At 38.9% G+C, this 26816-nt stretch carries 29 protein-coding genes; 8 read left to right on the forward strand and 21 right to left on the reverse strand.

Annotated features, from left to right (window positions below; genetic code table 11):
• Window positions 1-35: 35 nt before the first annotated feature.
• A complete protein-coding gene (locus JSQ81_RS08585; protein WP_212607213.1) occupies window positions 36-1019 on the reverse strand; it encodes a 2-hydroxyacid dehydrogenase in 984 nt (327 codons plus the stop codon).
• Between the two features lie 312 nt (window positions 1020-1331).
• On the opposite strand from JSQ81_RS08585, the gene JSQ81_RS08590 reads away from it, so the two are divergent.
• Together JSQ81_RS08590 and JSQ81_RS08595 are read left to right on the forward strand one after the other, a co-directional pair.
• Window positions 1332-2597, forward strand: coding sequence for a TolB-like translocation protein (locus tag JSQ81_RS08590; protein WP_212607214.1), 1266 nt, complete (start codon window positions 1332-1334; stop codon window positions 2595-2597).
• A gap of 104 nt (window positions 2598-2701) precedes the next feature.
• Window positions 2702-4243 (forward strand): Na+/H+ antiporter NhaC family protein, encoded by a 1542-nt coding sequence (locus tag JSQ81_RS08595; RefSeq protein WP_212607215.1) that lies wholly within the window; start codon window positions 2702-2704, stop codon window positions 4241-4243.
• Window positions 4244-4299: 56 nt separating this feature from the next.
• On the opposite strand, the gene JSQ81_RS08600 is transcribed toward JSQ81_RS08595, so the two are convergent.
• The 4 genes from JSQ81_RS08600 to JSQ81_RS08615 all read right to left on the reverse strand — a co-directional run bounded on the left by JSQ81_RS08600 (window position 4300) and on the right by JSQ81_RS08615 (window position 7076).
• Entirely contained in the window at window positions 4300-4908 is a 609-nt protein-coding gene (locus JSQ81_RS08600) for a class I SAM-dependent methyltransferase (protein ID WP_212607216.1), read from the reverse strand.
• Window positions 4909-5139: 231 nt separating this feature from the next.
• Window positions 5140-5385: a hypothetical protein gene (locus JSQ81_RS08605; protein ID WP_212607217.1), complete on the reverse strand. Its 246-nt coding sequence runs from the start codon at window positions 5383-5385 to the stop codon at window positions 5140-5142.
• Between the two features lie 315 nt (window positions 5386-5700).
• Window positions 5701-6543 (reverse strand): chemotaxis protein, encoded by an 843-nt coding sequence (locus tag JSQ81_RS08610; RefSeq protein WP_212607218.1) that lies wholly within the window; start codon window positions 6541-6543, stop codon window positions 5701-5703.
• Between the two features lie 146 nt (window positions 6544-6689).
• Window positions 6690-7076, reverse strand: coding sequence for a DoxX family membrane protein (locus tag JSQ81_RS08615; protein WP_212607219.1), 387 nt, complete (start codon window positions 7074-7076; stop codon window positions 6690-6692).
• 175 nt (window positions 7077-7251) lie between these two features.
• On the opposite strand from JSQ81_RS08615, the gene JSQ81_RS08620 reads away from it, so the two are divergent.
• Together JSQ81_RS08620 and JSQ81_RS08625 are read left to right on the forward strand one after the other, a co-directional pair.
• Entirely contained in the window at window positions 7252-7392 is a 141-nt protein-coding gene (locus tag JSQ81_RS08620) for a YjcZ family sporulation protein (protein ID WP_212607220.1), read from the forward strand.
• A gap of 36 nt (window positions 7393-7428) precedes the next feature.
• A complete protein-coding gene (locus JSQ81_RS08625; protein ID WP_212607221.1) occupies window positions 7429-8136 on the forward strand; it encodes a class I SAM-dependent methyltransferase in 708 nt (235 codons plus the stop codon).
• Between the two features lie 46 nt (window positions 8137-8182).
• On the opposite strand, the gene JSQ81_RS08630 is transcribed toward JSQ81_RS08625, so the two are convergent.
• Window positions 8183-9034 carry a DUF2268 domain-containing putative Zn-dependent protease gene (locus JSQ81_RS08630; RefSeq protein WP_212607222.1) on the reverse strand — a complete coding sequence of 284 codons (852 nt, stop codon included), beginning with the start codon at window positions 9032-9034 and terminating at the stop codon, window positions 8183-8185.
• Between the two features lie 126 nt (window positions 9035-9160).
• On the opposite strand from JSQ81_RS08630, the gene JSQ81_RS08635 reads away from it, so the two are divergent.
• Complete coding sequence (locus tag JSQ81_RS08635; RefSeq protein WP_212607223.1) at window positions 9161-9418, forward strand: hypothetical protein; 258 nt, start codon at window positions 9161-9163, stop codon at window positions 9416-9418.
• Between the two features lie 117 nt (window positions 9419-9535).
• On the opposite strand, the gene JSQ81_RS08640 is transcribed toward JSQ81_RS08635, so the two are convergent.
• The 4 genes from JSQ81_RS08640 to JSQ81_RS08655 all read right to left on the reverse strand — a co-directional run bounded on the left by JSQ81_RS08640 (window position 9536) and on the right by JSQ81_RS08655 (window position 12079).
• A complete protein-coding gene (locus JSQ81_RS08640) occupies window positions 9536-10402 on the reverse strand; it encodes an STAS domain-containing protein (RefSeq protein ID WP_212607224.1) in 867 nt (288 codons plus the stop codon).
• Between the two features lie 158 nt (window positions 10403-10560).
• Window positions 10561-10830 (reverse strand): hypothetical protein, encoded by a 270-nt coding sequence (locus JSQ81_RS08645; RefSeq protein ID WP_212607225.1) that lies wholly within the window; start codon window positions 10828-10830, stop codon window positions 10561-10563.
• A gap of 442 nt (window positions 10831-11272) precedes the next feature.
• Complete coding sequence (locus JSQ81_RS08650; RefSeq protein ID WP_212607226.1) at window positions 11273-11464, reverse strand: hypothetical protein; 192 nt, start codon at window positions 11462-11464, stop codon at window positions 11273-11275.
• A gap of 342 nt (window positions 11465-11806) precedes the next feature.
• The gene (locus tag JSQ81_RS08655; protein ID WP_212607227.1) at window positions 11807-12079 is read right to left on the reverse strand and encodes a hypothetical protein; all 273 of its coding nucleotides are present in this window, start codon (window positions 12077-12079) and stop codon (window positions 11807-11809) included.
• Between the two features lie 209 nt (window positions 12080-12288).
• Here JSQ81_RS08655 and JSQ81_RS08660 point away from each other — a divergent pair, with 209 nt between their 5' ends.
• The gene (locus tag JSQ81_RS08660) at window positions 12289-13674 is read left to right on the forward strand and encodes a purine-cytosine permease family protein (RefSeq protein WP_249336680.1); all 1386 of its coding nucleotides are present in this window, start codon (window positions 12289-12291) and stop codon (window positions 13672-13674) included.
• 226 nt (window positions 13675-13900) lie between these two features.
• On the opposite strand, the gene JSQ81_RS08665 is transcribed toward JSQ81_RS08660, so the two are convergent.
• From JSQ81_RS08665 to JSQ81_RS08685, 5 genes are all read right to left on the reverse strand, one after another.
• Window positions 13901-14806 carry an aminoglycoside phosphotransferase family protein gene (locus tag JSQ81_RS08665; RefSeq protein WP_212607229.1) on the reverse strand — a complete coding sequence of 302 codons (906 nt, stop codon included), beginning with the start codon at window positions 14804-14806 and terminating at the stop codon, window positions 13901-13903.
• Between the two features lie 294 nt (window positions 14807-15100).
• Window positions 15101-16897, reverse strand: a complete 1797-nt coding sequence (gene ltrA, locus JSQ81_RS08670) for a group II intron reverse transcriptase/maturase (protein ID WP_212606844.1) — start codon at window positions 16895-16897, stop codon at window positions 15101-15103.
• Window positions 16898-17611: 714 nt separating this feature from the next.
• Window positions 17612-18100, reverse strand: coding sequence for a hypothetical protein (locus tag JSQ81_RS08675; RefSeq protein WP_212607230.1), 489 nt, complete (start codon window positions 18098-18100; stop codon window positions 17612-17614).
• A 393-nt stretch (window positions 18101-18493) separates the two neighbouring features.
• The gene (locus JSQ81_RS08680; RefSeq protein WP_212607231.1) at window positions 18494-19540 is read right to left on the reverse strand and encodes an LLM class flavin-dependent oxidoreductase; all 1047 of its coding nucleotides are present in this window, start codon (window positions 19538-19540) and stop codon (window positions 18494-18496) included.
• A gap of 29 nt (window positions 19541-19569) precedes the next feature.
• Entirely contained in the window at window positions 19570-20550 is a 981-nt protein-coding gene (locus JSQ81_RS08685) for a glutathione S-transferase family protein (RefSeq protein WP_212607232.1), read from the reverse strand.
• Window positions 20551-20632: 82 nt separating this feature from the next.
• Between JSQ81_RS08685 and JSQ81_RS08690 the strand changes: the two genes are divergently transcribed.
• Entirely contained in the window at window positions 20633-21028 is a 396-nt protein-coding gene (locus JSQ81_RS08690; RefSeq protein WP_212607233.1) for a putative periplasmic lipoprotein, read from the forward strand.
• 107 nt (window positions 21029-21135) lie between these two features.
• Here the strand turns inward: JSQ81_RS08690 and JSQ81_RS08695 are convergent, their stop codons facing one another.
• A complete protein-coding gene (locus JSQ81_RS08695; protein WP_212607234.1) occupies window positions 21136-21762 on the reverse strand; it encodes a GyrI-like domain-containing protein in 627 nt (208 codons plus the stop codon).
• Between the two features lie 166 nt (window positions 21763-21928).
• On the reverse strand, window positions 21929-22420 hold the full coding sequence (locus JSQ81_RS08700; protein ID WP_212607235.1) for a hypothetical protein: 492 nt from the start codon (window positions 22418-22420) through the stop codon (window positions 21929-21931).
• A gap of 241 nt (window positions 22421-22661) precedes the next feature.
• Here JSQ81_RS08700 and JSQ81_RS08705 point away from each other — a divergent pair, with 241 nt between their 5' ends.
• Entirely contained in the window at window positions 22662-23390 is a 729-nt protein-coding gene (locus JSQ81_RS08705; protein ID WP_212607236.1) for a GNAT family N-acetyltransferase, read from the forward strand.
• Between the two features lie 172 nt (window positions 23391-23562).
• Here JSQ81_RS08705 and JSQ81_RS08710 read toward each other — a convergent pair whose 3' ends face one another.
• The 4 genes from JSQ81_RS08710 to JSQ81_RS08725 form a co-directional block, all read right to left on the reverse strand.
• On the reverse strand, window positions 23563-24480 hold the full coding sequence (locus JSQ81_RS08710) for a VOC family protein (RefSeq protein WP_212607237.1): 918 nt from the start codon (window positions 24478-24480) through the stop codon (window positions 23563-23565).
• Window positions 24481-24533: 53 nt separating this feature from the next.
• A complete protein-coding gene (locus tag JSQ81_RS08715; RefSeq protein WP_212607238.1) occupies window positions 24534-25109 on the reverse strand; it encodes a phosphoglycerate mutase family protein in 576 nt (191 codons plus the stop codon).
• A 291-nt stretch (window positions 25110-25400) separates the two neighbouring features.
• Window positions 25401-25868: a DUF2269 family protein gene (locus JSQ81_RS08720; protein ID WP_212607239.1), complete on the reverse strand. Its 468-nt coding sequence runs from the start codon at window positions 25866-25868 to the stop codon at window positions 25401-25403.
• A gap of 146 nt (window positions 25869-26014) precedes the next feature.
• Window positions 26015-26806: a DUF817 domain-containing protein gene (locus JSQ81_RS08725; RefSeq protein ID WP_212607240.1), complete on the reverse strand. Its 792-nt coding sequence runs from the start codon at window positions 26804-26806 to the stop codon at window positions 26015-26017.
• Between the last annotated feature and the right edge of the window lie 10 nt (window positions 26807-26816).

Here is a 26816-nt window from a genome sequence, read left to right on the forward strand (position 1 = left end):
TGCCTAAAGCAAGCTAATCAGTGTTTATAATTTGTTTATTTTCTACTTGCTACTACCGGATCAATCGGCTCTTTTCCGGTCAGAACAGCGACTAAGTTTTCGGCCGCTCGCATCGCCATCGCTTCTTCTGTTTGTGCTGTTGCCGAACCGATATGCGGGACTGTAACGACATTTGGAAACTTGAGTAATGGATTGTCGGACTCTACCGGTTCTGTCTCGAATACATCTAAACCGGCACCGTAAATCTCTTTATTTTCCAATGCCTGAATAAGTGCTTGTTCATCAACCGTTTGGCCTCGCGATACGTTGATAAAGATTGACGTTTCTTTCATTAACTTAAATTCTCTTTCACCAATTAAATGAAAAGTTTCTTTCGTTAATGGGGTCATCAATAATACGTAGTCTGATTTCATTAGTATCGCGTCCAAATCACAATACTCAGCGTCGTATTTCTCTTCAGCTTCATGGTTTCGATTGCGATTATGATAAAGGATATTCATATCAAATCCGAACTTCGCACGTTTGGCTATCGCTTCCCCGATTCTTCCCATTCCTATAATTCCTAGCGTAGTTCCGTGTACGTCTTTTCCGTATAGATCAACGTAATCGGTTGTCGGTTGCCAATTTCCTTCTTTGACGAAACGATCTAGTTCTGGAATGCGTCTTGCGGCAGCTAATAGAAGACCGAATGCCAAGTCCGCGACAGTTTCATTCAAAACGTTCGGGGTGTTTGTTCCGATAACATTGTGTTGTTTCATCGCCGCCACGTCGAAATTATTGTAGCCAACCGAAACATTACTGACGACTTTTAATTGCGGCGCATGTGTTAATAGCTCTTCATTAATTGGCCCAGTCATGCTTCCCGACGTATAGAGCCCTTCAACTTCCGCAATTTCTTCCAATAAAATATCTGTAGGGACGCGTCCATTCCCTTGCCACTTATGAATCTCGCAATGCTCCGCAATGAAATCTTCAACATTTTTTGTAATGGGATATGCGATAAAAACTTTTGGTTTCATCAAATTACCTCCAGGTTGATAGAAAGACTAGATTTCAGATAATTGTAGCATATCAATACACTTTTCAGTTCATAATCGTTGGAATCGGTGAATATGATTGATAGAGTTCCGGAAAAAGGAGTGAATATGTGGCGAAGTGCAAGAAATGTGGCGCACCGAAAAGCGAATGTAAATCTTGCAAAAAATGCTAATAATACGCTGCCTATCCACAACTATTCTTTGAAAGCTTAAGCAGAACCACTGCTTGAGCTTTTTATATTCTATAAATAATTTTTCATTTACGGGAAAACATAAGTGCTAAGAGGTGATTTTATGTTTAAACCAATTCATATCATTATTATCTTCTGTTTGATTTTCCCTTTCCCTTCAATTATTCATGCGGATACAAACAGTTCTGGTATTAAAGTGGCGTTTGTTCGAGATGGCTATTTGTGGGTGAAAGTCGGTGACATGGAAGAAAAACTGACGGCTAAAAAAGCGTCTTACGACTATCTGCCCCAGTGGTCTCACGACGGGAGTATGCTTCTTTATCAAAAGACTGTACCTGGAAACATAGATGAATCTGAAAAAACATCAAATGAGTTATGGGTGTATGATTTAAGAACAAAAAAACATCAGAAAATCTTTTATGACGGCCAAAATCCGAAATGGTCTCCGACCGAAAACATCGTTGCATTTAGCCAAAGTGGGGTATTAAACATTTCAGATTTGAAGAAATTCTACAATATCGCTTTGGGTGTAGATGATTTCGGATGGCAACCTAACGGCAAAGGGTTCATTGCATCGTCTAGCGCTTCGATGCGACCCGATGGATGGACCAATCCTGTCTTATATACCATTTCAATTGAAGAGGGTTATAAAGACATCATGGACTTAACCGCGCATGTAAAAAAACTCTTCACAATTCCGACAGAAGTTGGAAATGGAAATGCAAAAATCTTGGCATTAGGTGCAGGATCATTTACTTATTCGCCAGATGAAAAATGGCTGTCATTCATTATCTATCCTACTGCATCCTGGTCGATGGATAGCGATATGCTTAGCGTCATTTCAGTTGACGGTACAGAATTTGAAGTGATTGATGAAGTTATTCTCAATTTCGAACCGAAATGGGCTTCCCGGAAAAACCTGCTTGGTTATATTGCCGGCGGCGGCCGGATTGTTTTCGGTTTTAAAAACAAGGATTTAAAAGTAACCGAACTACCCGCTTACTATACCGAGAGCCTTACACCAGAAAATCATGCAGAACTAGGGTTTACCTGGGTTACAGACGGTTCGCTAATTGTTTCGAGAGTGAAGGAAAGCGATTGGTCAGATGAGCCAAAAGAGCGGCCAAAACCATCCCTTTACTACGTGTCGCTGGCAAGTCAGAAGCAGCTAAAAATCACGACGCCTCCCAAAGATAAAGGAGATTTCGATCCACAATTTTTAAGTTCTATCATGAAAATTACTTGGCACAGAAAAAACGATTTCGTGGAATTGAAAGGAGATTTGTGGTTGGCAGATCCGAACGGTGCCAATGCGAAGGTGTGGATTAAGGATATTGAGATTTACAGCTTATATTCACCAAACAAATAGAAGCAGCCTTTTTTGTATGAATGAAATAAAGTTCATCAGCAACTCATAGGATAACGAAAGCAAATGGACTAGCTATTTTATTCATATAAAAAGGAGGAACTTGAATGGAAGCAACTTGGTGGTCGATTATTCCACCGCTTCTCGCAATCACTTGCGCAATTCTTACACGAGAAGTCATCCTTTCGCTATTACTCGGCGTGGTTAGCGGCGCGCTAATTTTAGCGAACTTCTCGCTCACCGGCGGATTAAGCGATTCGTTTCAAACCATTTTCACACAAGTGGCTGACCCGGAATGGACAACGCCGATACTCATCTTCGCTTTAATGTTGGGCGGCGTCACGGCTTTATTGTCAAAATCGGGCGCGACAGAACAATTCGGCATATGGGCGATGTCCAAAGTCAAAACACGCGTCGGAGCCCAGCTTGTTACAATGTTCACCGGCTATGCAATTTTCATCGACGACTATTTTAATAGTTTGGCTGTCGGTCAAATTGCGCGGCCTATCACAGACAACCACGGGGTTTCAAGGTCAAAGCTTGCTTATTTAATCGATTCCACTGGCGCTCCGATTTGCGTACTGATTCCTTTATCGAGTTGGGGTGCTTATACCTTTTCCTTGCTTGCTGAGCCGATCAAAACATATGGGCTTGGGCATAGCCCGGTATCCGCTTTTTTCAGCGTGTTGCCAGCAAATTATTATGCCATTGCATCACTGGTGTTGGTTTTCCTCATAATTTGGTTCCGCATGGATTTTCCTTTGATGAGAAAACATGAACAAAAAGCTGTGGACGCACTCAGGAACGAACAAAGATTAAAAGTAGTCGCAACAAAAGTTCCGTTCACTCAATCACTGGATTTACTATTGCCTATATTGGCGATGATTATCGGTACGATTCTTTTCTTTCTGAACTCTGGCGGTTATTTTAGTGGCGGAGTTGGCTTAATTGAAGCGTCTGGCGAAGGTAATATTACGTTGGCTCTCGTTTACGGGGTTGTTGTATCCGTTGTACTTGCTGCATTACTTTATATTCCGAGAAAAAAATTGAAAGCGAAAGAGTTTTTATCGACGTTTACAAAAGGAATGGAAAGCATGCTCGGCGGGGCTATGATTCTAGTACTTGCCTGGTCAATCGGGGATATTGTAGGTCGTTTGGAAACTGGACAGTTTTTGGCTTCCCTAGTCGAAGGAAACATTCCGATGTGGGTGATTCCGGGGATTCTATTTGCGCTAGGTTGTATTATGTCGTTTGCAACGGGAACATCTTGGGGAACGTTCGCCATCATGATTCCGATAGCCGCAACTGTTGTCGGCTCGACAAATCCTGAATGGGTGCTTCCAACAATTGGTGCCGTAATGGCTGGTGCGGTTTTCGGGGATCATTGCTCGCCGATTTCCGATTCAACGATTTTGTCCGCGATTGGAGCCGAATGCGACTTAATGGATCATGTCTCGACGCAAATTCCTTATGCCTTAACCGCAGCCTTTACTTCACTAATCGGGTATCTTGTGTTCGGATTGACATCGTTCGTATGGCTTGGATTAGTCGTGAACATTATAGCGTTAGTCGGCGTTTTACTCATATTGAAGCGGCGAACAGAACCGGTATTAGATGTGTTTGAAGAAGATGAGATTGTCCAAGGTTGAATAACTAATCCCCCAATCGGAATAATCGATTGAGGGATTTATTATTTTAATGCGAATTAATTTCCGAGTCGATAAATCAAAAATCTTTCGTCGTTATTAATTTTATAAAGTCCTGGAACCTGAACTTCACGATATAAATTAAACAGCGTACTTGTTTCGAGGTAATCCACATACTCCGGAATTGGATAGTAAAGAATGATGTCGACTTCACGGGGGTGTTGTTCTACCGACTTTAAAATATTATTGACAGTCTTCATGAATATCTCTGTTGAAAAAGGATTGAAAAAGTAAAACCGATTTTCTCTTTCATCCACAGCATATTCCTCCGCTTTGCAACGGCTAACCCGGATTGCGGGACTTTTTCCTTTTGTTTTTTGTAAATAATGCGTCATGTTCGTGAGTGCCTTATGGCAGAGTTGATCGTTCATCTCAACCCCAGTTACTGGAACATTAAAACGACTATGTACATAAAACATGACGCGTCCTTTTCCACAACCGTAGTCGACAAGACCGTCTGTTTTCTTTAATTTGTATGTATCAAAAAGTGCATCCAATACAATATATGGCGTTGCTTCGTAGTGATTATAATGAGCGGATTGACTCGGTTCCTCACTCAAACTTGTCGTATTAATTCGAAGCAGGCGGTCATTATTCTTGATGGTCATTCATAAATCCTCCTATAATGGCTCTCATAAAAAGCACCAGTCTTCAAGACCTTTGACTAGTCTGAGGAACTGGTTCTGTTATTTAGTATTCCCCGAACCGGAAATTAAATTAGTTTAAGTATGTATTTACCTATCGATTGTAGCACATATAGTAGGAGAAATGTCTTGGATATTGAAACCAAGATCCAGGCAATACAGTATTCAACTGTGTTACACATAAAAGAGCAACGATTACTCGTCACTCTTTTCAAATGTATTTTTCGAACTACTGTATAGCCCGCTGGCAGAAAGTCCAAGCATCGCACCGACTAACACCCCTTGCTTCCAATCAAAATCGGTCACGTATACTACACCGATTGCAATACCGAGAACTAACGCTATAAATGGCAATAACTTCTTACTTACTCCTGCTCTTTTAAACATTTCTACAATCCCCAAAATCAAAGGAATGATAACTACATCATAAAGTTCAAACATAACATCACCTCTTCCCCTTTTTGTATTTTATGTATGAGCTGTCCTTCTGAGAACGGCTTATGTTCTGAATTTTAAATAAACAGGTTTAACCCCGTCCATAGTTTAGGACGAGGTTAAAAATACTTTATTGCAATGAATGGATCCTCTAAAAAACCGTCTGAATCAAATAAATAACTAATGGTCCCAACATTACGATGACGATAGACAAGAAGGATATTCGTGAAGGAGATACGATTTTTTTATATTAAAACAGTATCCGATTCCAAAGCACCTTTGAATTGCTTCTGAATCAGATACCTTATGCCAAACAGGAACTTACATATTATTAATTTGTCGCCAAGTTCGAACCAACCCGTCTACAATCGGGTCAATTACATCCTTATCTTTAAAATATTTTTTATGACAAAGTGGATTCCAGCTAGTGAATAAGCCCCCTACATTAACCTTCCTATCTTCATCGACGGCCAGGTTGTAATTTTCGCTTACACCTTTTAATGGATAGCCTAAAATATCATCTTTATCATAAAAATTGATCCACTCACCCTTTAAACCGGGATAAAAGTTTCGAAGTTCTTTAGATGGAATATTAATAGGGCGGTTAAAATTATAATAACGTAAACTCCATAGCGGCAATGTTGTCCCCAGTGTATAAAATAGAGTTAAGGTATCACCTTTTTCCAACGGCGACAAACTCCTTGCATCACCTTTTTTCATTTGTAAATCATAAACATAATTACTTGCAATTACAGAACCTAAACTATGCGAAATGACACATAAAGGTGCATCGTCCCCGGCTTCATTGGCAAGTAAATTAAGGCTTTCGCCTATCATCTCATGTACTTTTTCATAATTATGTCCCGCTGTCTCTACGGGTTGATACGCAACGACATCGCCTACATATTGTATTACGAATTTTCGTAGGTCTTGATACCTTAAATGGTTTTCAAGAACTGTTTTTTTAAATAAATCACGCTCTCTTTCCGCAAAAACTTGGGACCATACAATCGGTTGAATTATCAAATATGAGGAAGGGTCTTCAACCAATCGGTTAAGTTTTTCGGAGAATTTCTTATTAATTAGAGCGATTGTTTTCTCGGCGTAACCTTCCGTTTGCTCACCGATCCCATGAATAATAGCTACAGCTAGCTTTTTATACATTTTACACTCCCCTTCTAGTCGTTCCGGGTACAAAACACTTATCCTCCCATTACATATTATTCGGCATATAGAAAGGTGTTCAGGTTTGGACTTTTACAAACTTTTCTGAGGCAACATAAATAAACTTTGCAATACTTCACAAAGCGTTATGAAGAGGGTTTCTTCTCTAAAATCCTCATAAAATTCTCTCTATAATAAAACAACATATAACCATGCATAATGAGAAGCAGAGCTGCTAAAAGAAGTAACGAATGGTCGAGGAATAAATGAAGTAAGAAGATATTAACAATGATTGGGGTTAATATTGAAATAGCTAATGGGACAAACTGATTAAGTAAAAGTAGTAAGCCACATATAATTTCTAAAGATTTTTCAAAGATTAACAGATATTTAAATTCGAATAACGCCATTGCTTCAGGACTTGTCGCAATGAAGGGTTCAAGATCAATGATGACAAAATAACCATTTACTCCTGCAGCGAGAAAAACCACACCTAAAAAAACCCTTGCGACATAGAGAAATGCTTTGGCCAATTGATAAACCACCTTTAAGAATGGATTGTGTGTTACTAATCTATTAACCAGCTCTTTTATTTTAGAACCTGGGTGCTCTTAAGAGTTCTTAACGAATGTTTTTTCCCACTTGCCCTGAGATTTCCTATACCGACTCATATTCTATATATATGTCATTAGGAAAGGGGTGGATAGAATGTCTTCTGAAATTGATAATAAAGTTGGCAGCTTTGGATATGGGTCAGGATTCGCATTAATCGTTGTATTATTTATCTTGCTGATTATTGTTGGTGCCGCTTTTGTTGATAATGGTTTTGACGGGGGTTATGGCTGCTAATCAATCGAAAATGTAGTAAAGCTAGGAGAATACCTAATGCGTAATACCTATTTAGACTTAGTCGCTAGCTTTGGAATTGGCGGTGCGCATCCCGGCGGATTTTCTCTAACAAAGTCCATATTGAAAGATGAAAATATTCAGCCCAATGACACCGTGCTAGATATCGGTTGCGGAACTGGCCAGACAGCTGCATTCTTGGCTCAAAGGTTCCAATGTCAAGTTACAGCAGTAGATAATCACCCCACAATGATTCGGAAAGCAAGAGAACGCTTCGAAAGCAATGACTTATCTATCACAGTGTTGGAAGGAGACGCGCAAAATATAAAACTGATGGATAATTCCTTCGATTTAATAATAGCCGAATCTGTCATTTCTTTTACTACTATTTCCAAGACGCTGAATGAACTATCCAGAGTATTGAAAAGCGGCGGACGACTGATTTTGATTGAAATGGCAGCTGAACAATCCCTATCTGAAGAGGTACGCAATAAAGTATCCAGCTTATACGGCATCCATGAAATCCTGAATGAGCATGAGTGGAAATCGAAGTTACAGCAAGCTGGATTTACACAGATTGAAATAATCGAAACTCCCTCTGGACTTATCCAAACTGATATTCATGATAGTAATCAATCAGAAAATATAAATGCGGACCTCTATGATCTATGGGATGAGCATGACCGTTTCATTACCCAAAACCATGATGTCATTGGCTTTCGTGCATTCCGATGTCAATTAATATAAACATAAAACAATCTATTCCCAGATGACTAACTAGGAATAGATTGTTTTAATTTGCCGGAAAGTTAGATCCAGCAATGAGTTCATCAGATGACTTACGGTATAACTCTGAATTGTTAAAAGGACCGTGCTTCTTCTGGAATGAATCCACAATTTGATAACCTATATGATACCCAATCCATTTAGGAAATGGGCTTCTCGCTTTTCCATATAAAAACATTTCATGATTTTTGGTGCCCAGCAAATTTAATTTTGGAATGAAGTGTTTGGTCCATATTGCGGTTGACTCTTTAAATGAATAAAGGTCAGTCCATGGCGCCAACCACTTTTCGCCGTATAATTCTTTGACTGCAAACTCCCCAAAGCCCTCAATAATTAGTGAATCCTTTAATGGGATTTTTTTAGTTTCTACTCCTAAATAATTTAATCGGCAAACATGGTTGTATTCATGCGCTAATAATGCCATTATTTCTTCTAATCTAAGCCCATCAGATAAAAACAAAAACAATGCGCCTTTATATGCTACACCGTTTTTAGTAGGTGTTTGCTCGGACTTATTAAGATTCACGTTATTTAAAGGAAAAATATAGATTGCTACCTCTGGACCTTTCCATAAAGTTTTCAAAAACTGATATTCCTGATCAACAATTTGCCAGATACTTCGTTTTTCGAGTATTTCCACTTGATTTCTTATATCCGCCCATTTAACAGGATCAAATAATCCATGATTAAGAAGCTCATATTGCAATTCTTCCGGGTTTATTTCAGGAAACGGCTCTACGATTGGTGCACATAGCATCTTACATTGAAGAACATATGGGCTTTCTTTCGATTTCTCCGCACATGCACGGAAAAATTTATAAAGCCATTTTTGTGTTTGGATAACTGACGAGTCTCTCATCCTTTATATTTATTCTAAATGAATCAAATATGGACAGGTCTAGACGTTTAACTATTACTATGCATCATTTTCATCATATGTTAACAGTACATGCTATGTGTAAATATGTTTGAAAGGAGGATAATAATGTCTCAAACTAATTTTTATGATCTTTGCTGTAGATATCACGGAAGAAATGTAAGAATTACATGCCGCGATGGTCGGGTTCATAGAGGAGAAATTACGAGAGTAACCAGGGATATGGTCTGGATTCGACCTACTGAAGGTCTTGGCGGATATGGATTAGGGTTCGGCGGATTCGGTTTTGGAGGATTTAGATTTGGATTTGGAATTGCCCTTGGCGCTATTACTGGCATAGCCTTAGCTTCAGCATTTTTTTGGTAAACAGATTTCGGTAACCTATCATGCGTTGTTAAATTGAACTATAACCCGAATCCTAAGCCTTTTTCAAGGTGGTCCAGATTCAGGATATAGTTCAGATAGGCTGTTTGGGTATACATATTATTTATTTTGGTTTTTATCCAACGTTAGTGGATATAGTTCACTGAGCGCTTGCTGCAAGGAATTGTATGTATCGAAATGGGAAAATTCCAATCCTAACTGAACGGAAGTTTGCGCAATTTCTGGGCGGATTCCTGTCAATGTTGAATTTATCCCTAACAATTTTAGCACTTGCATAAACGGATTGATTTGCTGCACAACCATCGTGTCAATTTCGGACACGCCCGATAAATCGATGAACAAATGGGTTACATCCAATTCAACGCATTTCGCTGGGATATAATCCAAAAAACCTTCCCCGCGAAACGTATCTATATTACCGATCAGCGGCAACACACCAATCGTCCCATTAAGCTGTATGATTGGAAAACTCAATTCTTCGATTAGGCTTTGTTGCACCGCAAGTCTGCTATTCATTATCTTGTAATACATCTCAGAAAAATGGATATAGAGTTCATCGAATGCCAAATGGATTGAGGTTCCCCATCTTAACAAATCATCTGAGGTGACTTCTTTCCCTTTGGATTTTGCAAATTCCTCTATGAATGACCAGTAAGTTTGCCTGGCTTTACTAAGAGCACCGAGCACTTCCGGTACAGACGTATTGCTGTTAATTCTACTTTCAGCCACTTCGCGCGCCCATTCTTCCTTATTGGTTTCAAATAGATGTTTATCATTCAAAAGTATGCTGGTGACGGTAAGATTGGTTAAGCGATTTTGTTCACGAAGTAACGCTTCTGCAGATTCACCAGCTTCCAAGGAATAGATGGACCCTCTTTTTTCATCACGAAGGGTAAGCCATTTATCTGATATGGCGGTCAGATTTGCGATCATGTAATCGTAAAGTTGCTTATCCATTGTACTCATTTTTTTCACCCTTTTTAATAATATTTCTCTATTTTTGATTCATGTTATTTCATTATATTGATGGTTGACACTCTACTACTTCGACATAATGGAAGCATTTCCCTTTATTCAGAATTAGACTTGATATTATCTATTTACTAGTTCGTTACTTAATGGATTCAATCAACTTTTTTAATGGCTATTCCTCTTACTTTACTCTTCATTTTAATTGGATCGTGCGAAACGATGAACGCTTTTGAAAATTGATTGTAGTACACATCTTCGTGTGCCTTTGGCGATAAAACAATTAATATACGTTGAAGTTCCTTTGCGTAGAGTTCAAAAACTGTCGCCTTACGCGTTTCGTCCAGCGCGCTATCAAACTCATCTAGTACAATAAATCCAGCTTGATTCTCCAGATTTTGTAGTAGTGATAATGCAAATAACAAAGATCTTAAAGACTCCTCTCCGCCTGAAACGCCTTTTCCAACTTCCCCCCCCTTGCTTTTAAGCTGACATCCGCTAATTTTCCGCGATGCCCTTTTTTTCGAACATGAATGAACAACTTAAATACAGGACTACCTTTTTTATCCATTAGCTTTTCATACTTAATTTGCCCTTCGAATTGGAATAACCCCATATATTGTATCGACATCCCATTGATTGATTATCCAAAGTTTTGAACTCTCATAAAAACAGGCATTTGTGTGAAAAGCTTTCATGAAATTTTAAAACAATCATGTGTATTTCCCCCTGTACCACAAACAAAATCTGAACACAAAAACGGCACCAATAGAATTTTAGCTACTAGTATCGTTTTGTTTTAATGGCCCTATCACCTGGTCAATTATTATCACCTGAAAAGGGATTGCATGATCTAGTCAGAACCTTTTACTGTTCGTTGATCCACCAGCCCTCCATGTAATTTTTGGCGTCATATTGATCCCTTCGAGAAGAAGTGTTGCGATTTCTGTTAGACCAACCTGGTTTATTACGAGGATCCTGAGACATTAAGTTTTCTAATCCCTGGCGATCAGTTTTTTTCTTCACTTTTTGTATTTCATCTTCAAAAAATAGTGACATGTTAATCTCCCTCCTTTCTACTTTATTGTTCGAAAGGAGACCTATGTTTATTGGTTTATAAGTAACTGAACCATATAGGACGTTCCTTCCTCTCCCTATAAGATACGTCGTTGTACCGTGGGCAGGAGGGACAAGTGCTAACTTTTTTCAGTTCCAGTGAAAAAAATTATTCGGATAATACACTACAATTGCATGAATTAAAAAGGGGATGCCGATTATATAACGTTCTGTCGAAATCCCTCTGTTTTATTATCCGAAGTCTTGAATTGTCATAATTCAACCTAGCACAGGTACCTTTCACTAAATCGAATTTCCTGAATAAGCCACCCTTTATGCAATGCTTCATCTTTTAATATCTTTTAACTTTTGAGGAATTGGCAAGGTGTCTCTACGAGTCATAGGCTTGAGTTTCAGTTTTATGATTTCTTCTTTCGGGGACACATCGCATTGTTCGGAGACCAAGACATTGCCCATTGTTTTAAAGGTCCGTGCTGTCCACTTATGTATTTCCCATTCGTTTTCACTTAGTTGCTCAACCGTTTCACCGGCTTTGCAAACATACTTTTCTATAAATTCTTTCACCGTTTGAATGATAGCCACCTCTGCCGCTTCCATATCTTACTATCTAGTATAAAGGATTTCTTGTTTGCAGTGCATAAACAAATGTAAAGTGCTGGAACGATTATCAGGTTTTTATTCTTCTTTAAGATAAAGGTTTCAAATATATAATTACGAAAAATGGTTTTTCATTTACTAAAGGGGGGATTATAAACATTAAGCAGTGGGAATGTTACGAAATCAGGCTAAAGGCGGAGATGATAATTATGGGCGATCATAATGCAAAAGAAGCGATGGCAGACGATTATTCATTAGTTAAGGTGCCACGAGAAAAAAGGAATATGAGTTGGTTAAGTATCACGAATATTACCTTTGGTATCGCAACGGCAATTTTCTATTTTCAAATGGGAAGTGTGATGGCCCTTCAATTTGGCGCCATTAATGCAATTATTTCTTCCATCTACGCAATCATCGTAGCAGGCATACTCGGAACTTTTATCTCTTACCTTTCTGCAAAATCTGGGATGAATGTCAATTTTTTATCTCGCGGCGGCGGATTTGGTTATGTAGGCGCATCGTTAACTTCATTCATTTATGCAACAAATTTCATTATGTATTGTGCGTTTGAAGGATTAATATTAGTATCCGCTGTCCATACCTTTTTCCCAGTCATCCCGGAATGGGCGATTATCCTTTTCTTTGGAACCATTGTCATTCCCTTGAATTGGTTTGGTATTAAACAACTAGATAAATTACAAAAATGGTCTTTACCTATTTTCTTTCTTTTTCTAATCACTGCCATTGTTGTGTCCATTTACACCCCCTCGGTCTACGAAGGAAGTTTTTGGACCTATATGCCGGACGGCGTTCAAGTCGGTGGAGAGGCTTTACTGTTTTGTATCGGAATGCACCATGGGATCATGGGTCTGACAGCGCTTCTTGCTTCGGACTATACGCGCTTTCTTAAACCAAAAGATGTCAAGGTAGGGGCGGTTGCGATTGGATTTATTCCTCAGATTTTCTGTTTTGGCGTCATGGGTGGTCTTGGCATATGGTTTGGTGTTCGTCTGGATGAATCGAACCCGGGTGTTTATATCGTCTTGCTTCTTGGTATCGGCGGCGCGTTATTCACCATGTTGACCCAATTGCGCATTAATGTGACTAATATTTATAGTAGTTCCCTATCACTGGCCAGCTTCTTTGAGAATGTCTTTAAATTTACGCCGGGCCGACGATTTTGGGTTGTTGTATCAGGAATCACCGCGATGGTGTTAATGTTTGGCGGCATCGTGAATCATTTGGCTGCAGCGATGACATTCCAAGGCGTCTTTCTATTAGCTTGGGCAGCTATATTAGTCAGCGATGCCATGATCGTGAAAAGATTGTTAAAAATTGGCCCCGGTTATTATGAAAGTAGACAGGAATATTTGTTTAAATGGAATCCCGTTGGTGTCGGTGCCTTACTAATATCGAGCGCTTTAGGAACGATCGCTGCTTTAGGCTTTATGGGAGATTTCCTACAAAGTACAGCCGCATTCTTTGCTGCGCTTCTCGCGGCGATACTGACAGTAGTAATCGCTATTTTCACGAAAGGGAAATATTATAACAAAAGTGAGCCCAATGACGTTCACAAAGATGATTATATTGTGTAAAAAAAGAGGCAGTGGGTATCCCGTAACGGGTTCGGTTGATGGGGAGAAAAGTGCATTTAACCACGTAAATAACAGGTTAATCAGCACATATTTTAACAATGAAATAGCTATGCAAAAACAAGTAAAAACGCTCAGAAATCTGAGCGTTGTTTTGTCGAAAATTTTACTGTCCTTATTGAACTAAAGCACCCATTACTTTAAGTACAATCTTTCACAAACCTTTATTCTATTGGTACCACTTAGGTTTTAATATGCTAAAGTAATCATGATCTTCTAAATACATATAAACTTTATCTAACATCTCATTCATGTTGTTTGGAATAGTTTTTAAAGTCCATACTACAGTAGAGAAAACGCACATTGCTAGGTAAAGTGAATACAACCTCCAAAAATCTTCATCAGGCTCTTTATTATTAAAATAACCTCTGATTTGTCCTATTGAAAAAGGAATGCTTACTTCTCGGCTGAAAATTCCTATCTTTAGAAATTCATGAATTGGATCTCCCCAATCATACCTGTTAAAGTCTATAACTCCAGCAAATGTTTTATTATTCACGATGATGTTTCCAAGGTGAAAATCATCATGTTGAAATAAGTTCGGGCGTTGTTTCATGAGATGGATATTCTCATCAATAAAACCCATTATTTTATGGTCATTTTTAACCTTTACCTCACATGCTAAGTAAGCATCTATATATTTCTTATGCTTTTCAACTTTCCTTGAATACCACGAAGAGATATGGTTTGGAGCGGATAATTGTTGCATTTTTCTTAATTCCTTTCCTGCATCAATACCAATATTATATTGTTCTTGGTCTGAGTATTTTGAGATTTCATCCTCAGCATCCTTACCTTCTATGTATGATGTAATCATATACCCCCGATTTCCTACCTCACCAATTGAAATCGGTTGTGAACAAGTAACGTGATAATCCTGCAACCTTTCCATGATAGAGTATTCCGTCTTCCTTAATTCCAACTCTTCTAAATTAAACATCCGAAGTAATAGTTTTTTGTTACCATCTTGCATATGTATTAGATATTTTCCATCTGTGGAAAACCCCTTTTTAATTTCAATAACTTCTTTACAATTACTTATTAAAGGAATCTGTTTTATTAGTGTTTTACTCACACCCTCACCCCTGTTATTAAATTTTTAAATCAATTCAATACTCTTAAACTTGTATATTTCTATGAAAAAACTACATTGCCTTCTTTCACTAACCTGCCCCTTTAGTTGAACAAGAAAAAGGAGCCGTTTAAGCAGTTCAACGATTTTCAAGTAAAGTTTGCAATAGGTAAACCTTTGAAATTATCTCCAGTTTTTCCCCTGCTCCGCACGAAGCATGCGAGTTTCCCCGCACTTCGCGGTCCATCTACCGATGTATACTAGATTATAAGTTCTTCGTTACTATTAGACGTGAGATTAATCTACCGTTTCAAGCCTACATTCCATTCGATATTGATTCAGTTTCTTTATCATAGAAGCAGTTAAACCGAATTTCTGTATCTCTGACGAGATAATTCCTGTATTTTTACGATGTATCAGTCGGTGTATGTCTTTATGGAGAACTCTTAAGTTATTGAACTTATCCGTTCCTCCAAGATGTGTTGGTGTATAATGATGGCAGTGAACTTCGTGAGCGGTTAAACTCCAACCTGTGATTTCGCATTTACCCATTTTCATACTGAAACGGCTAAGGCGGTTATCCATATATTCAACCGTTCTGTCTGGAAGCTTTGCTTTCATTAATCTGCTGATTTCTAAAATGACATTCGGCTTTAATTTATCGTAAATTCTCTTTCTGCCTTCCTCCGTATAAAGAGAAAGCTTACGGCTAAAGTTCATGGCATTTACAGTTTTAACATCTCCAATCGGGAATAAGTGGACTCCTGCGATTTTGAACGTTTTCACTTTCGTGCTATAGAACTTTTTATATGCCGGGCTAGGATTGATTGGATGCCCATATTTTCCTACAGGACGAAGGCGGTTATACAGAAAGGCTTTTAATTCATAGGCGAGACGTGAGAACTCCAGGTTTACATGAGTAGCTCGGTTAAAGTAATTGTGAATACCTAAAACAAAACTGTTGAAACGTAATGCATTTTGAGTGGTAGGCGACTTCTTTATCCTTTGGATATGAAGTTTAGTCTGTTCTTTTAATTTCTCTTGTTTCTTCTTTTTAATGCCCGTATGGGCAACTCTTTTGGTTCTCTTTGCATTCGCTTTAATCGTAAATCCCAAGAACTCGGATTCTCTCTTTCGCAAATTTACGATTTGCGATTTTTCTGGAGATATATCTAGTTTTAACCGTTCTTTGAGGTATAGCTTGACCGCATGGTACCACTTTTGAGCAGTTTTCCCATCTCGACAAAGGATTTTAAAGTCATCCGCATAACGGACGAGATATCCTTCTTTGAGGTTAGTACGCTTCTTAGCGTATCTTTCTCCAACTCTTGATTTGTAATTTTTCGAAAGAGGGAAAAGCTCCCATTGATCAGCTACCCATTGGTCTAAGTCGTTTAATACTATGTTCGATAATAGAGTTGATAGCAACCCGCCCTGCGGAACGCCTTTGGACGGCACACCTTCAGTGTCAATCTCGGCTTTTAGCATTTTAGATATGCAAGTAAGTACTTTTCTATCATGAATGCCTAAGTTCCATAATTGTTTGATGAGAAGTGCGTGATTCACATTATCAAAGAAACTCTTTATATCGATATCAACCACATAATGTAGCTGCGAGTGGTTGATAAGAAATTGTATTCTCGCTATAGCATGATGGGCAGACCTTAACGGTCTGAAGCCATAACTATGATTATAGAAATGGGCTTCAGCAATTGGCTCAAGAACTTGTTTAAAACATTGTTGAATAATCCGGTCAAGCATACAAGGGATTCCAAGGGGTCTTTGTCCACCACTTTCCTTTTCAATCCATTTTCTTCTGACTTTCTTGGGTCGATAATTTTCCAGTTTTGTTTGGATGGTTTTCACCAATTCATTTTCCGAAAGCTCTTTGATGTCATTGATGGTTTTGCCATCTGTACCTGGTGTTTTGGAACCTTTATTCGATTTGATTGTACGAAAAGCCAAAAGAATGTTTTCTCTCGATACGATGATGTCGTAAAGATGACTGAACGTATCCTTATTACAAGACTTTTCGTATAAATCGGTAAAAGTTTCCGTCATATTGTAGTAATCCCAATATCTCAAAGTTGACACTGTGGCATCCCTCCCAATGAGTGATGTTCCCACATTCCTACCCGATCGGTGTCATTCACGTGAAGAAAATAATCGTTCTAAATCGTTAGACTTGGGGCTGTTCCTCCACTCCCATTACAGGAGTTTCACAGGTCGTACCCCTACCTTCACAAGAGCAAGTGCATTTCGGTTCTAACCTTATAGCAAACGTTTCGGATGACAGCCCTTGTTTCAACGTCCCTTGATTCCCAAGTCCCTTACAACGTAGCTATCCGTTCTAGACGTAGGTGCTTCCTTTAAGCCTGCGAGCTGGATACCGCCATTGTTCGGTATAGCATATTTCAGAGGGCGCAATTTTACTTTACACCACTCGCCCCATCGTAAGATGGGCCATAGCTTTACACTATGTTCTAACTTTAGACCCGTACATTCGGAAAATTTGTCAGTTCCTTTAGAGTGGAACATTCTCACCGTATCTAGTTTTTCAGCCATCCGGCATATCAGTTAACGTACCTTCTCCATAGGAGTGGCTTTAGCCTTCCTTCTGCCGACTTTACCTGAGCTTCGTACCACAATGAACTGTCATTCATGAAGCACGCAGGAATCTTAATGGGATAGTTTCCGAAAACGTGGTTTCATCATTCCTATCCTCCGTTGTAAAGTTAAAGCTTATTTCAAAACTTCCTGTGTTTCACGCCAGGAGGCGTTTATCACAGAACTTGTCGCGCGCACCCGTTAGTTAAGTATCACAGTTTCATTAAATGAAATACCGAGATAATTATATTTAATATAAACCTTATTTACCTCTTCGTTGTGAAAAACACTAATTCCATAAATTTCATCATTTTTTGTAGCAGTCCCATTATCTAATTTTTCAAAGTTAGAAGATGGCGAAGTTCCTGTTTTTATAGCTACCTTGCCTATATCTGTAAAGCCAAATTTACTTGCTTTTTCTTCGGTATCATCATTCGTAATAATAAAACCTTGTAAGGCATTACTAACTTGTAACCTTGTTTTCATAGGCTTATCACCATTATTCACTTTGACATCTAATATTTTTATGTCACGAAAACCTTTATTACCAGCACCGACAACAACTGATTTTTTGTCTTCGGTTGAAGCGAGTGTACCAACCTCCAACGGTGGATTAAATTTTAAAAATAAATAAACACCGCCAATTATTATTGCCAAAAATAAAACTGGAATCCAAATTTTACTTTTCATTTTCTCCCATCCTTTTACATTATCATTCTTGTCCTATCCTGCCTCGTTAGTTTAAGTAGAATATTTTGCAATCTTTAATCTATTTTAGCATAGATTTCTCATCTTCCTTCTATATTCTTCTTTCCATTATCCAATTAGTAAGTGTTTCAACAACGGAATTAACAAAGGCACATAAATTTATGTGCTGCTGCTAATTCCTGTTCCGATTGTGGTACCAGTTCATCTATATAAGGCCTCCAAATGTTGATTCAACAACAAAAACAGGGACACCAATTCATATGCGAATGATGTCCCAAAACACTGTGTTTTTTATTGTTTTCTCCCCATCAACCGAACCCGTTAGGTATCCCGCCGCCTCTTTTTACAATGGCCTATTCAAGTATTCAAGACACCTTACTCCGCTTCCCAACGAGCAATTTCAGCCTTAACAATTGGCGCGACTTTTATGCCCAATAGCTCTATTGCGCTTAACACTTCTTCATGCGGCATGGAGCCAACGGGAACATGAAGCATGAAGCGTTCAACGCCAACATTTTTACGCAGGAAGATAATCTTTTCCGCCACCGTTTCAGCATCACCCACGTATAATGCACCTTCCAATGTACTTGCCGCATCGAAAGTTTCCCGCGTATACGGGGCCCACCCACGTTCTTTCCCTAAAACATTCATCACTTGCGCAGTTGATGGGAAAAACTTATCTTTTGCTTCGGCTGTTGTTTCCCCTACAAAACCATGAGAATGGGAAGCAATTTTCAGCTTCGCTACATCATGGCCTGCTTGCTCTGCTGCTCGTTTGTAAAGCTCGACAATCGGCGCAAACTGCAACGGACTCCCGCCAATAATCGCTAATACAAGCGGCAAGCCTAACATCCCTGCACGCGCCGCGGATTGTGGCGTACCGCCGCTGGCAATCCAAATCGGCAATTTGTCTTGTTCAGGTCGCGGATACACACCTAAATTAGGTATGGAAGGACGATGTTTTCCATTCCACGTCACTTTTTCAGATTCATTAATTTTTAGCAATAGCTCCAGTTTTTCATCGAACAACTCATTATAATCTTGCAAGTCGTAACCGAATAACGGAAACGATTCGATGAACGAACCCCTTCCAGCCATGATTTCCGCTCTGCCATTTGAAATTGCATCGATTGTCGCGAATTGTTGATAGAGACGCACTGGATCATCCGACGATAATACCGAAACAGCGCTCGTCAATTTAATATGCTCTGTCCGCGCCGCCGCTGCCGCAAGCAATACTGTCGGCGCAGAACAAGCAAAGTCTTCGCGGTGATGCTCTCCTACCCCGAAAACATCCAATCCGACTTGATCGGCTAGCACGATTTCCTCCACAACTTCACGTATTCGCTGTGCGTGGCTAATTACTTCACCCGTTTTTACATCCGGGGTCGTTTCTACAAATGTAGTTACACCTATTTCCATGATTAATTCCTCCTAATTAGTGCGATTCGTTAACGGATTAAAAATTTATCTTCTTTTCCACTTAAATGCTGACGATTGTGCTCCGTATCCCATCCCGATAGGTCCGGACCTTTAGGTATAATTATATTTTCCTTTTTCAAATCAGCCGAAAGACGCGCAGATAAATGATAATGTTTCTTAATCGCTTCAAAATCTGTTGTGTCACCAAAGCCTGGTGTACGATACAAATCGCGTGCGTACGCCCATAAATTTGGATAATCAATAAGCCGATTTTTGTTTGCTTTAAATACCGAATAATACGCAACATCAAATCGCACCAACGTAACATATAATCGAACATCAGCATCTGTAATGTAATCACCCAATAAGAAACGTTGCGCCGCTATTAGTTGTTCAAGTATCGCCAATTTTTCAAATAAATGATCATATGCCTGTTCATAGGCCTCTTGTGACCTGGCAAATCCACATTTATATACCCCGTTATTAATATCAGCATAAATGACATCATTCATCGCATCAATCCGCTGACGTAATGGTTCTGGATATAAATTAGGCGCACCACTTTTATGAAAAGGTGCCCAAACAGTTTCAAGCGCGTTTGTCAGTGTGAAATAATCATTATTCACTACAATATTATCTTTACAATCAACCATCACCGGGACAGTTGGACGTCCTGCATAGTCGGGATTCGTTTTCGTGTAAATCTCACTCAAATACTGAATTCCTAATTTGGGATCCACATTATTTTCATCTAACGAAAAAGCCCAGTCGATTCTAGGTAAGTCGGGGCGAATCGGATTCACTGCACCTAAACTAATCACATTTTCTAGCCCTAGAATTTTTCTAACAATCACCACTCGATGCGACCACGGGCAAGGTGCCGACCAGATCAGACGATAACGATTTTTTTCCACCGGAAGCTCCCCCGGTTTCGTTCCAAATGAAGTTGAAAATAAAGATTTTTGGCGATTAAAAGACCCATCTGCTTTAATTTCCTGATTCTGCGACATTTTCAATCACTCCAATTCCTCTAGATTTCTGCTCCTTTAAATAAATGAATGGCATCTCTAGTTCTTGAAAGGTGGAGAGTATATGAAAAGATTCATATTAATACTTTTGGCTATTCTAGTAATGTCTGGATGTTCCGCAAAATCTGCGCAACAACACGGACATGGAATCTCTGTTGAAATGGCTGATTCATTACACATTAATCATATGACTTTGAATATGTTTGTGAATGGAAATGAAGTCTTTAGTGAAAATGTTATCAATGCAGATAATAGTTCCTTTAAAAAAGGCGAAATCATCTGGTTTGACGTTTCACCTCGTGCAACTAATTCGACTGTTGAATTAACTTTATCATATAGTAGAAACCTCAATGGAACAAACGCAAAGACCACCGAAAAAATCGATATTTCTAATGCGAATGATTGGGTAACTATTAAGTTTACTAAGAATTATGATTTGCATTTGATAAAAATGCAGTGAAGGACAACTCTTGTAAAATTTATTTAAAAAAACTGAATCCGTTATTGGATTCAGTCACAGTAAGTTTTGAATAAGAACTTAAAAATGCTCAAAAATGAAAACTAAACTCAAGCTCGTGGTTTTACTTGATACCTAAGAACTGTTTTCAATTTTGCCGGATCAACCCTTCTCATATCCGAAAGATAAATTTCTCGATGCGTCAAAGAAACTCTTTCTAGCTGATGACTTTCTAGATATTCTGCCATTTTTTCAAAGGTTTGCGGTTCTTCCTCGAATGGCCCAACATGAAGCATTTGCAACGACATCCCATCTGCCATCGTTTCAAACGTGATATCATCGAGAAATGGGTGTGGTTTCTTTTTTCTTACCCTTTCAAATGCACGTTCGACAACTTCATTTGTTACAAATTCTGGTTGTCTAATCATAATTGTATACAAAAGTTCATCCTTGTTTAGTTCGTCTAATTGTCTTCCCTCTTCAGTCAAATCCCAAATCCCCTCTAACGGGTAAACGGTATATTCAAAATAGCCTTCTGGGGTATAACCATTTTTCGGCATCATCCGGATAGCATAAGCTAAAGAATAAAGCACTCCGATTCTTTCAGCAAATTCTTCATTATTCGGGTTACCTTTCCCCTTAATCATAAAAAACTTTTGTTCAGGAACGGTAACCAGTTCTGGTTTTTGCTTTGGTATATATAAATCTTTTTCTTTTTTTCTCCATTCGAATTTCATATCACATCATCTCCATATTTCTATTCCAATAAAGAATGCTAGTTCGTTATCATTAGTTTAATTTTAACATAGATTCAAATTAAGAAACGCCTTCCTAAATCAAGAGGGGTACCTGTATTACAAATCTTCTTTCCACTAATTCTGTTAAACATTTTCTTCATTCCATTTAAGGGGGAGACTTTTTTCGGGAAGTGATATAAATGACTAAAATAATACATAGCAATAGTGTCATATGGAATAAAGAGTGAAGTGTATTCGGCACAATCCCATTCTTTACAGGCAAAAGTGAATGGGTGTTTCCAAAAATCACTTGATACCTCTCAGCTCTTTCCTCGGCACCAAATCCAAACAAATAAGGTATCCACCAGGACATCATCGCACCTACAAAAATACAAGAAGGATGAATGAACAACCAAAGCTTTGCCCAAATCGGATAGTTTTTACCGATAAAAAACAGCAAGATTGTCATCACAAGTAAAATTTGCATCGCACCAATCGATGTGACGATAACCAATTCTTTTTTGGAACTTTCAGCCGAGACAGCTTGTATGTCATTCAATGAACCTAATGGAACCCAGTCATGAAGCATCATAAAAAGAAACAGCAAACTGAATCCAAACAATAAAGCTTTTTCTGATTTACGTATATTCCTTTTCAACACAACTTCCCTCGCTTTTTATAAAATATGAAACACTCCTTCAACCATACTATTCGGAAGGTATTGTTAGAATAACGGACTTGCGATGTAGATTTACCAAGACTCTAGACGGATATGAATTGTATCGTGTATGAAGACCGTTCCGACCACACTAACCAAATTTATCTACGATCAAAAAGGAATGTTTATATTTTCTCTTCTATGGTATTTTTAAATAGAGTTTAGACAAAGGGGGAAAAAAATGCCTTTATTTTCACAAACGATAACTGACCATTGGGAAGCGTTATTTTCGAATGGAGATGTCCTTTATAGAGATGAAGTCTTTACTGTCGTCATCAACCCTGACCTGAGTGAAGACCGACGTCTCATGATACTGGAAACTTACGACCGTCGAGTTATGGTCGTCTTGACACCTGCGCTAGCCGATAAGTTAGCCCTATCACAACAGCAAAATCTGTCTGAGTCTGTATTTCGACGAAAATTGAAAGAGGCGGGCGTCATTTTGCATGGTTTAGAGTATCTTTATTATTTTACAGAGTCCAATAAGAACTTATTGCTGAAAGAAAAACTGGAAGGCAGTTTACGCCAGTTAACCGAACAAGACGATGCGGTTTTCTCCGCGTTTCAGTCTTCCGCCTCGAAACAAGACTTGGATGAAGCTTATGTTGAATTAGATCACTGGGCGGTGTTCGGTTCTTTTGAGCAAAACCGCCTAGTTAGCGCAGCTAGCGTGTATCCTTGGGGAAATGCCCATATTGCGGATATCGGCATACTGACGCTTTTACCATTTAGAGGAAAGGGTCACGCCCGGAAAGTGGTGCGTTCAATTAGTAAGTACGTCTATGAACAAGGATATGAACCTCAGTATCGTTGCAGCCAAAGTAACCATGCGTCTGCAGCTCTGGCTAAAGCATCGGGTTTGACGATTTTTGGTAAGTGGGAAGTCATTTCTCCCGACTCCACTGACTGAGTGTCCGGATTGTTCTTTATTAAAATGCACAACCACTTTTAATTAATGAAATGTGCGGAGAATATATATATGATTTATGCGGCACTTCTTCGAGGTGTAAAACAGGTGCGTGTGAGAAACCCTTAAAGTTTAATCAATCTTGATTGTTTCTTACACCGCACCCGTTGTCTTTTCACGATTCTCTATATGCTCTTTGCAACTTAGCAAGATCAAGTTTCTTCATTTTAAGCATCGCGTTATTCACACGCGCAATTTGTTCTGGCGTGCTATTCGTCATCATCTTGTCCATCTCTCTCGGCACAATTTGCCAGGACACGCCATACTTATCTTTCAGCCAGCCACATTGCTCCGCTTCAGGAACTGCTGAAAGCTTGTCCCAGTAGTTATCAAGTTCTTCTTGCGTATCGCAATAAACCATAAATGATACTGCTTCGTTAAAACTAAAGTTATGCTCATGGGCGCTATCCATTGCCGTTAACCACTGGTTTTCAAGCATAAAGTCAGAAAACATGACTGTTCCTTCATTATCAGGTTCCATACCTTGAGGGTAGCGCGCAATACGGCCCTTCTCTGAGTTTTTAAATACAGATAAATAAAAATTAATCGCTTCTTCCGCTTTACCACATTGATCGCCAACAAAAAGTAGAGATGGTAGTATCCGAGGCCGTTCTTCACCTTCTGGATTTGTAAGGATTAACTGCCAGGACAACCCATACTTATCTTGAATCCAGCCATATCTCTCACTAAACGGATACTTATCAAGTGGCATTAATACCGTGCCGCCTTCAGACAATTTATCCCATACCTCATTTATTTTTTCACTTTCATCTTTTTCTTTTGGTGAGTCAAAGTTAACCATGAAAGACGCCGACGGATTAAATTTAAAATAAGGCCCTGCACTGATTGCCATGAACTTCTGTCCCCACAATTCAAAGGAAACTAAATCGGCGTCACCTGATGGTGTGTCGTGGATAGTTGTTTCATTCGTAATTTTCGAGTCCGGGAAAATAGAAGCATAAAACGCCGCTGCTTCATTCGCCTCCTTGTCATACCATAAATGTGGCACGATGTTTTGATTTGTTTTTGTCATAATTATTCCTCCTAATAAAGGTGCTTCGATGAATAGCTATACCTTGCACTTTTTTAACAATTAATCTGAAACCAACCTGTTTCGCGCGGGAAATCTCTTCTCGTTAAAATTTTTCCTGAAATCAATTGGCGATAGGAAGTTATCGTACCATCGTGGGAAACTATATAAATTACTTCTTTTTGTAATAGCTTGCTATTTGCTATGAACTCTTCTGCAATTTTTTTGAATTTCCTTTCATCCATTACATTTATTCCATTCTTCCATAACTCAAGAGGCGCATTCCTATCAATTTCAAAAGTAGGATAATCTGACTTTATTATTTCTAACTCGATTATATAATCACATGGCAATGAACTCTTACTTGGAAGAACAGGAAACATTCTCGGAGAGACGAAAGGAGTTACAATCTTTGTACACGCTACATGCTCACTCCAAATAAATGCTGTTTGCAGTGTTCTTCTGGTAGGACTAATATAAATAATATCTTTATTAGTTAAAGGGAATGTATTCCTCAACAATTTTGCTTGTTTTACTCCTTTAGCTGTTAAAGAGGGATCTTTTATTTGTAAGCTATTTGGTATATCTACTGTATGTTCTCCCTGACCATGACGAATTAATACCAACTCCACTTAATCACCACTTTCCATTTATTAATTCTAATTTTCCTATTCTATTTTCTTATATGATTTTAACTTCATACATACGCATTGATTGTTTTGAACTACCCAACTGATTAATGTCAGATTCAATTACGCGTTTTGTAAAATGATGCTAGATATCACCGATTGGATATACTCTTTCCACATGGATGACAAATCCCCTTTCTTTTGACTTTTAATTGATAAAACCTGTATAAAAAACAGAGAAAACTGAATCCATTATTTGATTCAGCTTTTTCTTAATTTATGGTACCCGGCGATTTAAAAGAATTTCGTTACTCCAAGTATTAAATTGACCAAAACGCCCAAGTGCATAATATCTAGATAGACGATTAAACGATTGGTTTGAGCGCGCATGATATCTTCTACTCCCTCACCCCGCTCCATATTCTTCTTCAATTGTTTACCCAAACGCGACATTCTCGGAGCGATATAGGACGCTAGCAAAACGATAATGCCGAGCATGATGTATTGCTTTAATCCAATCCAAGACCACTGTAAAAATCCATATTTCCCCATGATCGTCATGGTGATTCCGGTAATAAGAATAGTCATGACAGATGTAAAAAAGAAAGGGACACTGCCTAGCAAGAGCTTTAACATCGGTGCCTCTAATTCACCTCCCGCCTCTTTACGAAATCCTGCTACGATAAAGCATCTTTCGTAAAGAGCCCCGCCAAACCAGCAACATACCGCTATCAAATGAATCACTAAGATAAACGAAAACATCGTATCCCTCCCGATATATATAATCAACTACTATATATATATTTCGAGAATGCTGTATAAGTACCATGCGGACAAGGTTAGGGGGGGAATTCAAACAAAAAAAGTCGAATTCCTTCTAAAGATAGGATCCGACTTTTAAATCACAGTTATAAAAATTTTCTAGCATCTTTACTGACTGGAACTTTTCCCTTAACCTGTTTTAACGTCGCTACTATTAGAAAGCTAACAATCACTAATAAAAGCCATGAACTCACCTTTCCTAGATGAACGAGACTCCATGCAGTGGTTTGATTTGGATATTGCCAAGCACCAAAGAACGTTGCGATATTTTCAGCTACCCATATAAAAAATCCGATGAGCACAAAAGAAAATACGAGCGGCATCCGATAACGAGTTCCACCAACTTCGTATGTGACCCAGGCTTGCCAAAATACGATAATGACAAGAATAGATAACCACCAACGGATATCTATCCAATAATGGTGCGTGAAAAAATTCAAGTAAATTGCAGCTGCAAGTGGTACAACTACCAAAAACGGCGGCCACTTAACTAGGTTAACCTTGAACCTCCGCCACGCCTGGCAAAGATAACTCGCTACACTTGCGTACATGAACCCGCTAAACAAAGGCACACCAAAAACCTTGAAAAAGCCTTCCTCTGGATAAGACCAGGAGCCCATATTCACCTTGAAAATTTCAAGAGCGAGTCCTATAAGGTGGAACAATGAGATAACCTTTAGTTCATCCCGTGTTTCAAGCCCAGAACGGACCATCCACCATTGCATCAGCAGGCAGATGATAAGTATCCAGTCATACCTCGGCAGGAACGGAAGCGGAATGATTTGTGTAATAGCCAAAGAGGCAAAAATAACGACGGGAAACAAACATGATTGGGCCTGATCCCATCCAAAACGAACAAATTGTTTTAGTGCGCTCATGGTTTGTACC

Origin of the sequence: Sporosarcina sp. Marseille-Q4063 (genome assembly GCF_018309085.1) — a bacterium.
Lineage (GTDB): Bacteria > Bacillota > Bacilli > Bacillales_A > Planococcaceae > Sporosarcina.

Coding starts and splice junctions, on each gene's coding strand:
- JSQ81_RS08605 (WP_212607217.1), bottom strand. CDS start 5,385: ATGTTTGAACTTTATGATGTAGTTATCATTCCTTTGATTTTGGGGATT.
- JSQ81_RS08685 (WP_212607232.1), bottom strand. CDS start 20,550: ATGTCGCAGAATCAGGAAATTAAAGCAGATGGGTCTTTTAATCGCCAA.
- JSQ81_RS08710 (WP_212607237.1), bottom strand. CDS start 24,480: ATGACAAAAACAAATCAAAACATCGTGCCACATTTATGGTATGACAAG.
- JSQ81_RS08720 (WP_212607239.1), bottom strand. CDS start 25,868: ATGTTTTCGTTTATCTTAGTGATTCATTTGATAGCGGTATGTTGCTGG.
- JSQ81_RS08705 (WP_212607236.1), top strand. CDS start 22,662: ATGCCTTTATTTTCACAAACGATAACTGACCATTGGGAAGCGTTATTT.
- JSQ81_RS08635 (WP_212607223.1), top strand. CDS start 9,161: ATGTCTCAAACTAATTTTTATGATCTTTGCTGTAGATATCACGGAAGA.
- JSQ81_RS08625 (WP_212607221.1), top strand. CDS start 7,429: ATGCGTAATACCTATTTAGACTTAGTCGCTAGCTTTGGAATTGGCGGT.
- JSQ81_RS08680 (WP_212607231.1), bottom strand. CDS start 19,540: ATGGAAATAGGTGTAACTACATTTGTAGAAACGACCCCGGATGTAAAA.
- JSQ81_RS08660 (WP_249336680.1), top strand. CDS start 12,289: ATGGGCGATCATAATGCAAAAGAAGCGATGGCAGACGATTATTCATTA.
- JSQ81_RS08650 (WP_212607226.1), bottom strand. CDS start 11,464: ATGTCACTATTTTTTGAAGATGAAATACAAAAAGTGAAGAAAAAAACT.
- JSQ81_RS08655 (WP_212607227.1), bottom strand. CDS start 12,079: ATGGAAGCGGCAGAGGTGGCTATCATTCAAACGGTGAAAGAATTTATA.
- JSQ81_RS08590 (WP_212607214.1), top strand. CDS start 1,332: ATGTTTAAACCAATTCATATCATTATTATCTTCTGTTTGATTTTCCCT.
- JSQ81_RS08610 (WP_212607218.1), bottom strand. CDS start 6,543: ATGTATAAAAAGCTAGCTGTAGCTATTATTCATGGGATCGGTGAGCAA.
- JSQ81_RS08595 (WP_212607215.1), top strand. CDS start 2,702: ATGGAAGCAACTTGGTGGTCGATTATTCCACCGCTTCTCGCAATCACT.
- JSQ81_RS08620 (WP_212607220.1), top strand. CDS start 7,252: ATGTCTTCTGAAATTGATAATAAAGTTGGCAGCTTTGGATATGGGTCA.
- JSQ81_RS08675 (WP_212607230.1), bottom strand. CDS start 18,100: ATGAAAAGTAAAATTTGGATTCCAGTTTTATTTTTGGCAATAATAATT.
- JSQ81_RS08600 (WP_212607216.1), bottom strand. CDS start 4,908: ATGACCATCAAGAATAATGACCGCCTGCTTCGAATTAATACGACAAGT.
- JSQ81_RS08585 (WP_212607213.1), bottom strand. CDS start 1,019: ATGAAACCAAAAGTTTTTATCGCATATCCCATTACAAAAAATGTTGAA.
- JSQ81_RS08695 (WP_212607234.1), bottom strand. CDS start 21,762: ATGAAATTCGAATGGAGAAAAAAAGAAAAAGATTTATATATACCAAAG.
- JSQ81_RS08640 (WP_212607224.1), bottom strand. CDS start 10,402: ATGAGTACAATGGATAAGCAACTTTACGATTACATGATCGCAAATCTG.
- JSQ81_RS08630 (WP_212607222.1), bottom strand. CDS start 9,034: ATGAGAGACTCGTCAGTTATCCAAACACAAAAATGGCTTTATAAATTT.
- JSQ81_RS08690 (WP_212607233.1), top strand. CDS start 20,633: ATGAAAAGATTCATATTAATACTTTTGGCTATTCTAGTAATGTCTGGA.
- JSQ81_RS08725 (WP_212607240.1), bottom strand. CDS start 26,806: ATGAGCGCACTAAAACAATTTGTTCGTTTTGGATGGGATCAGGCCCAA.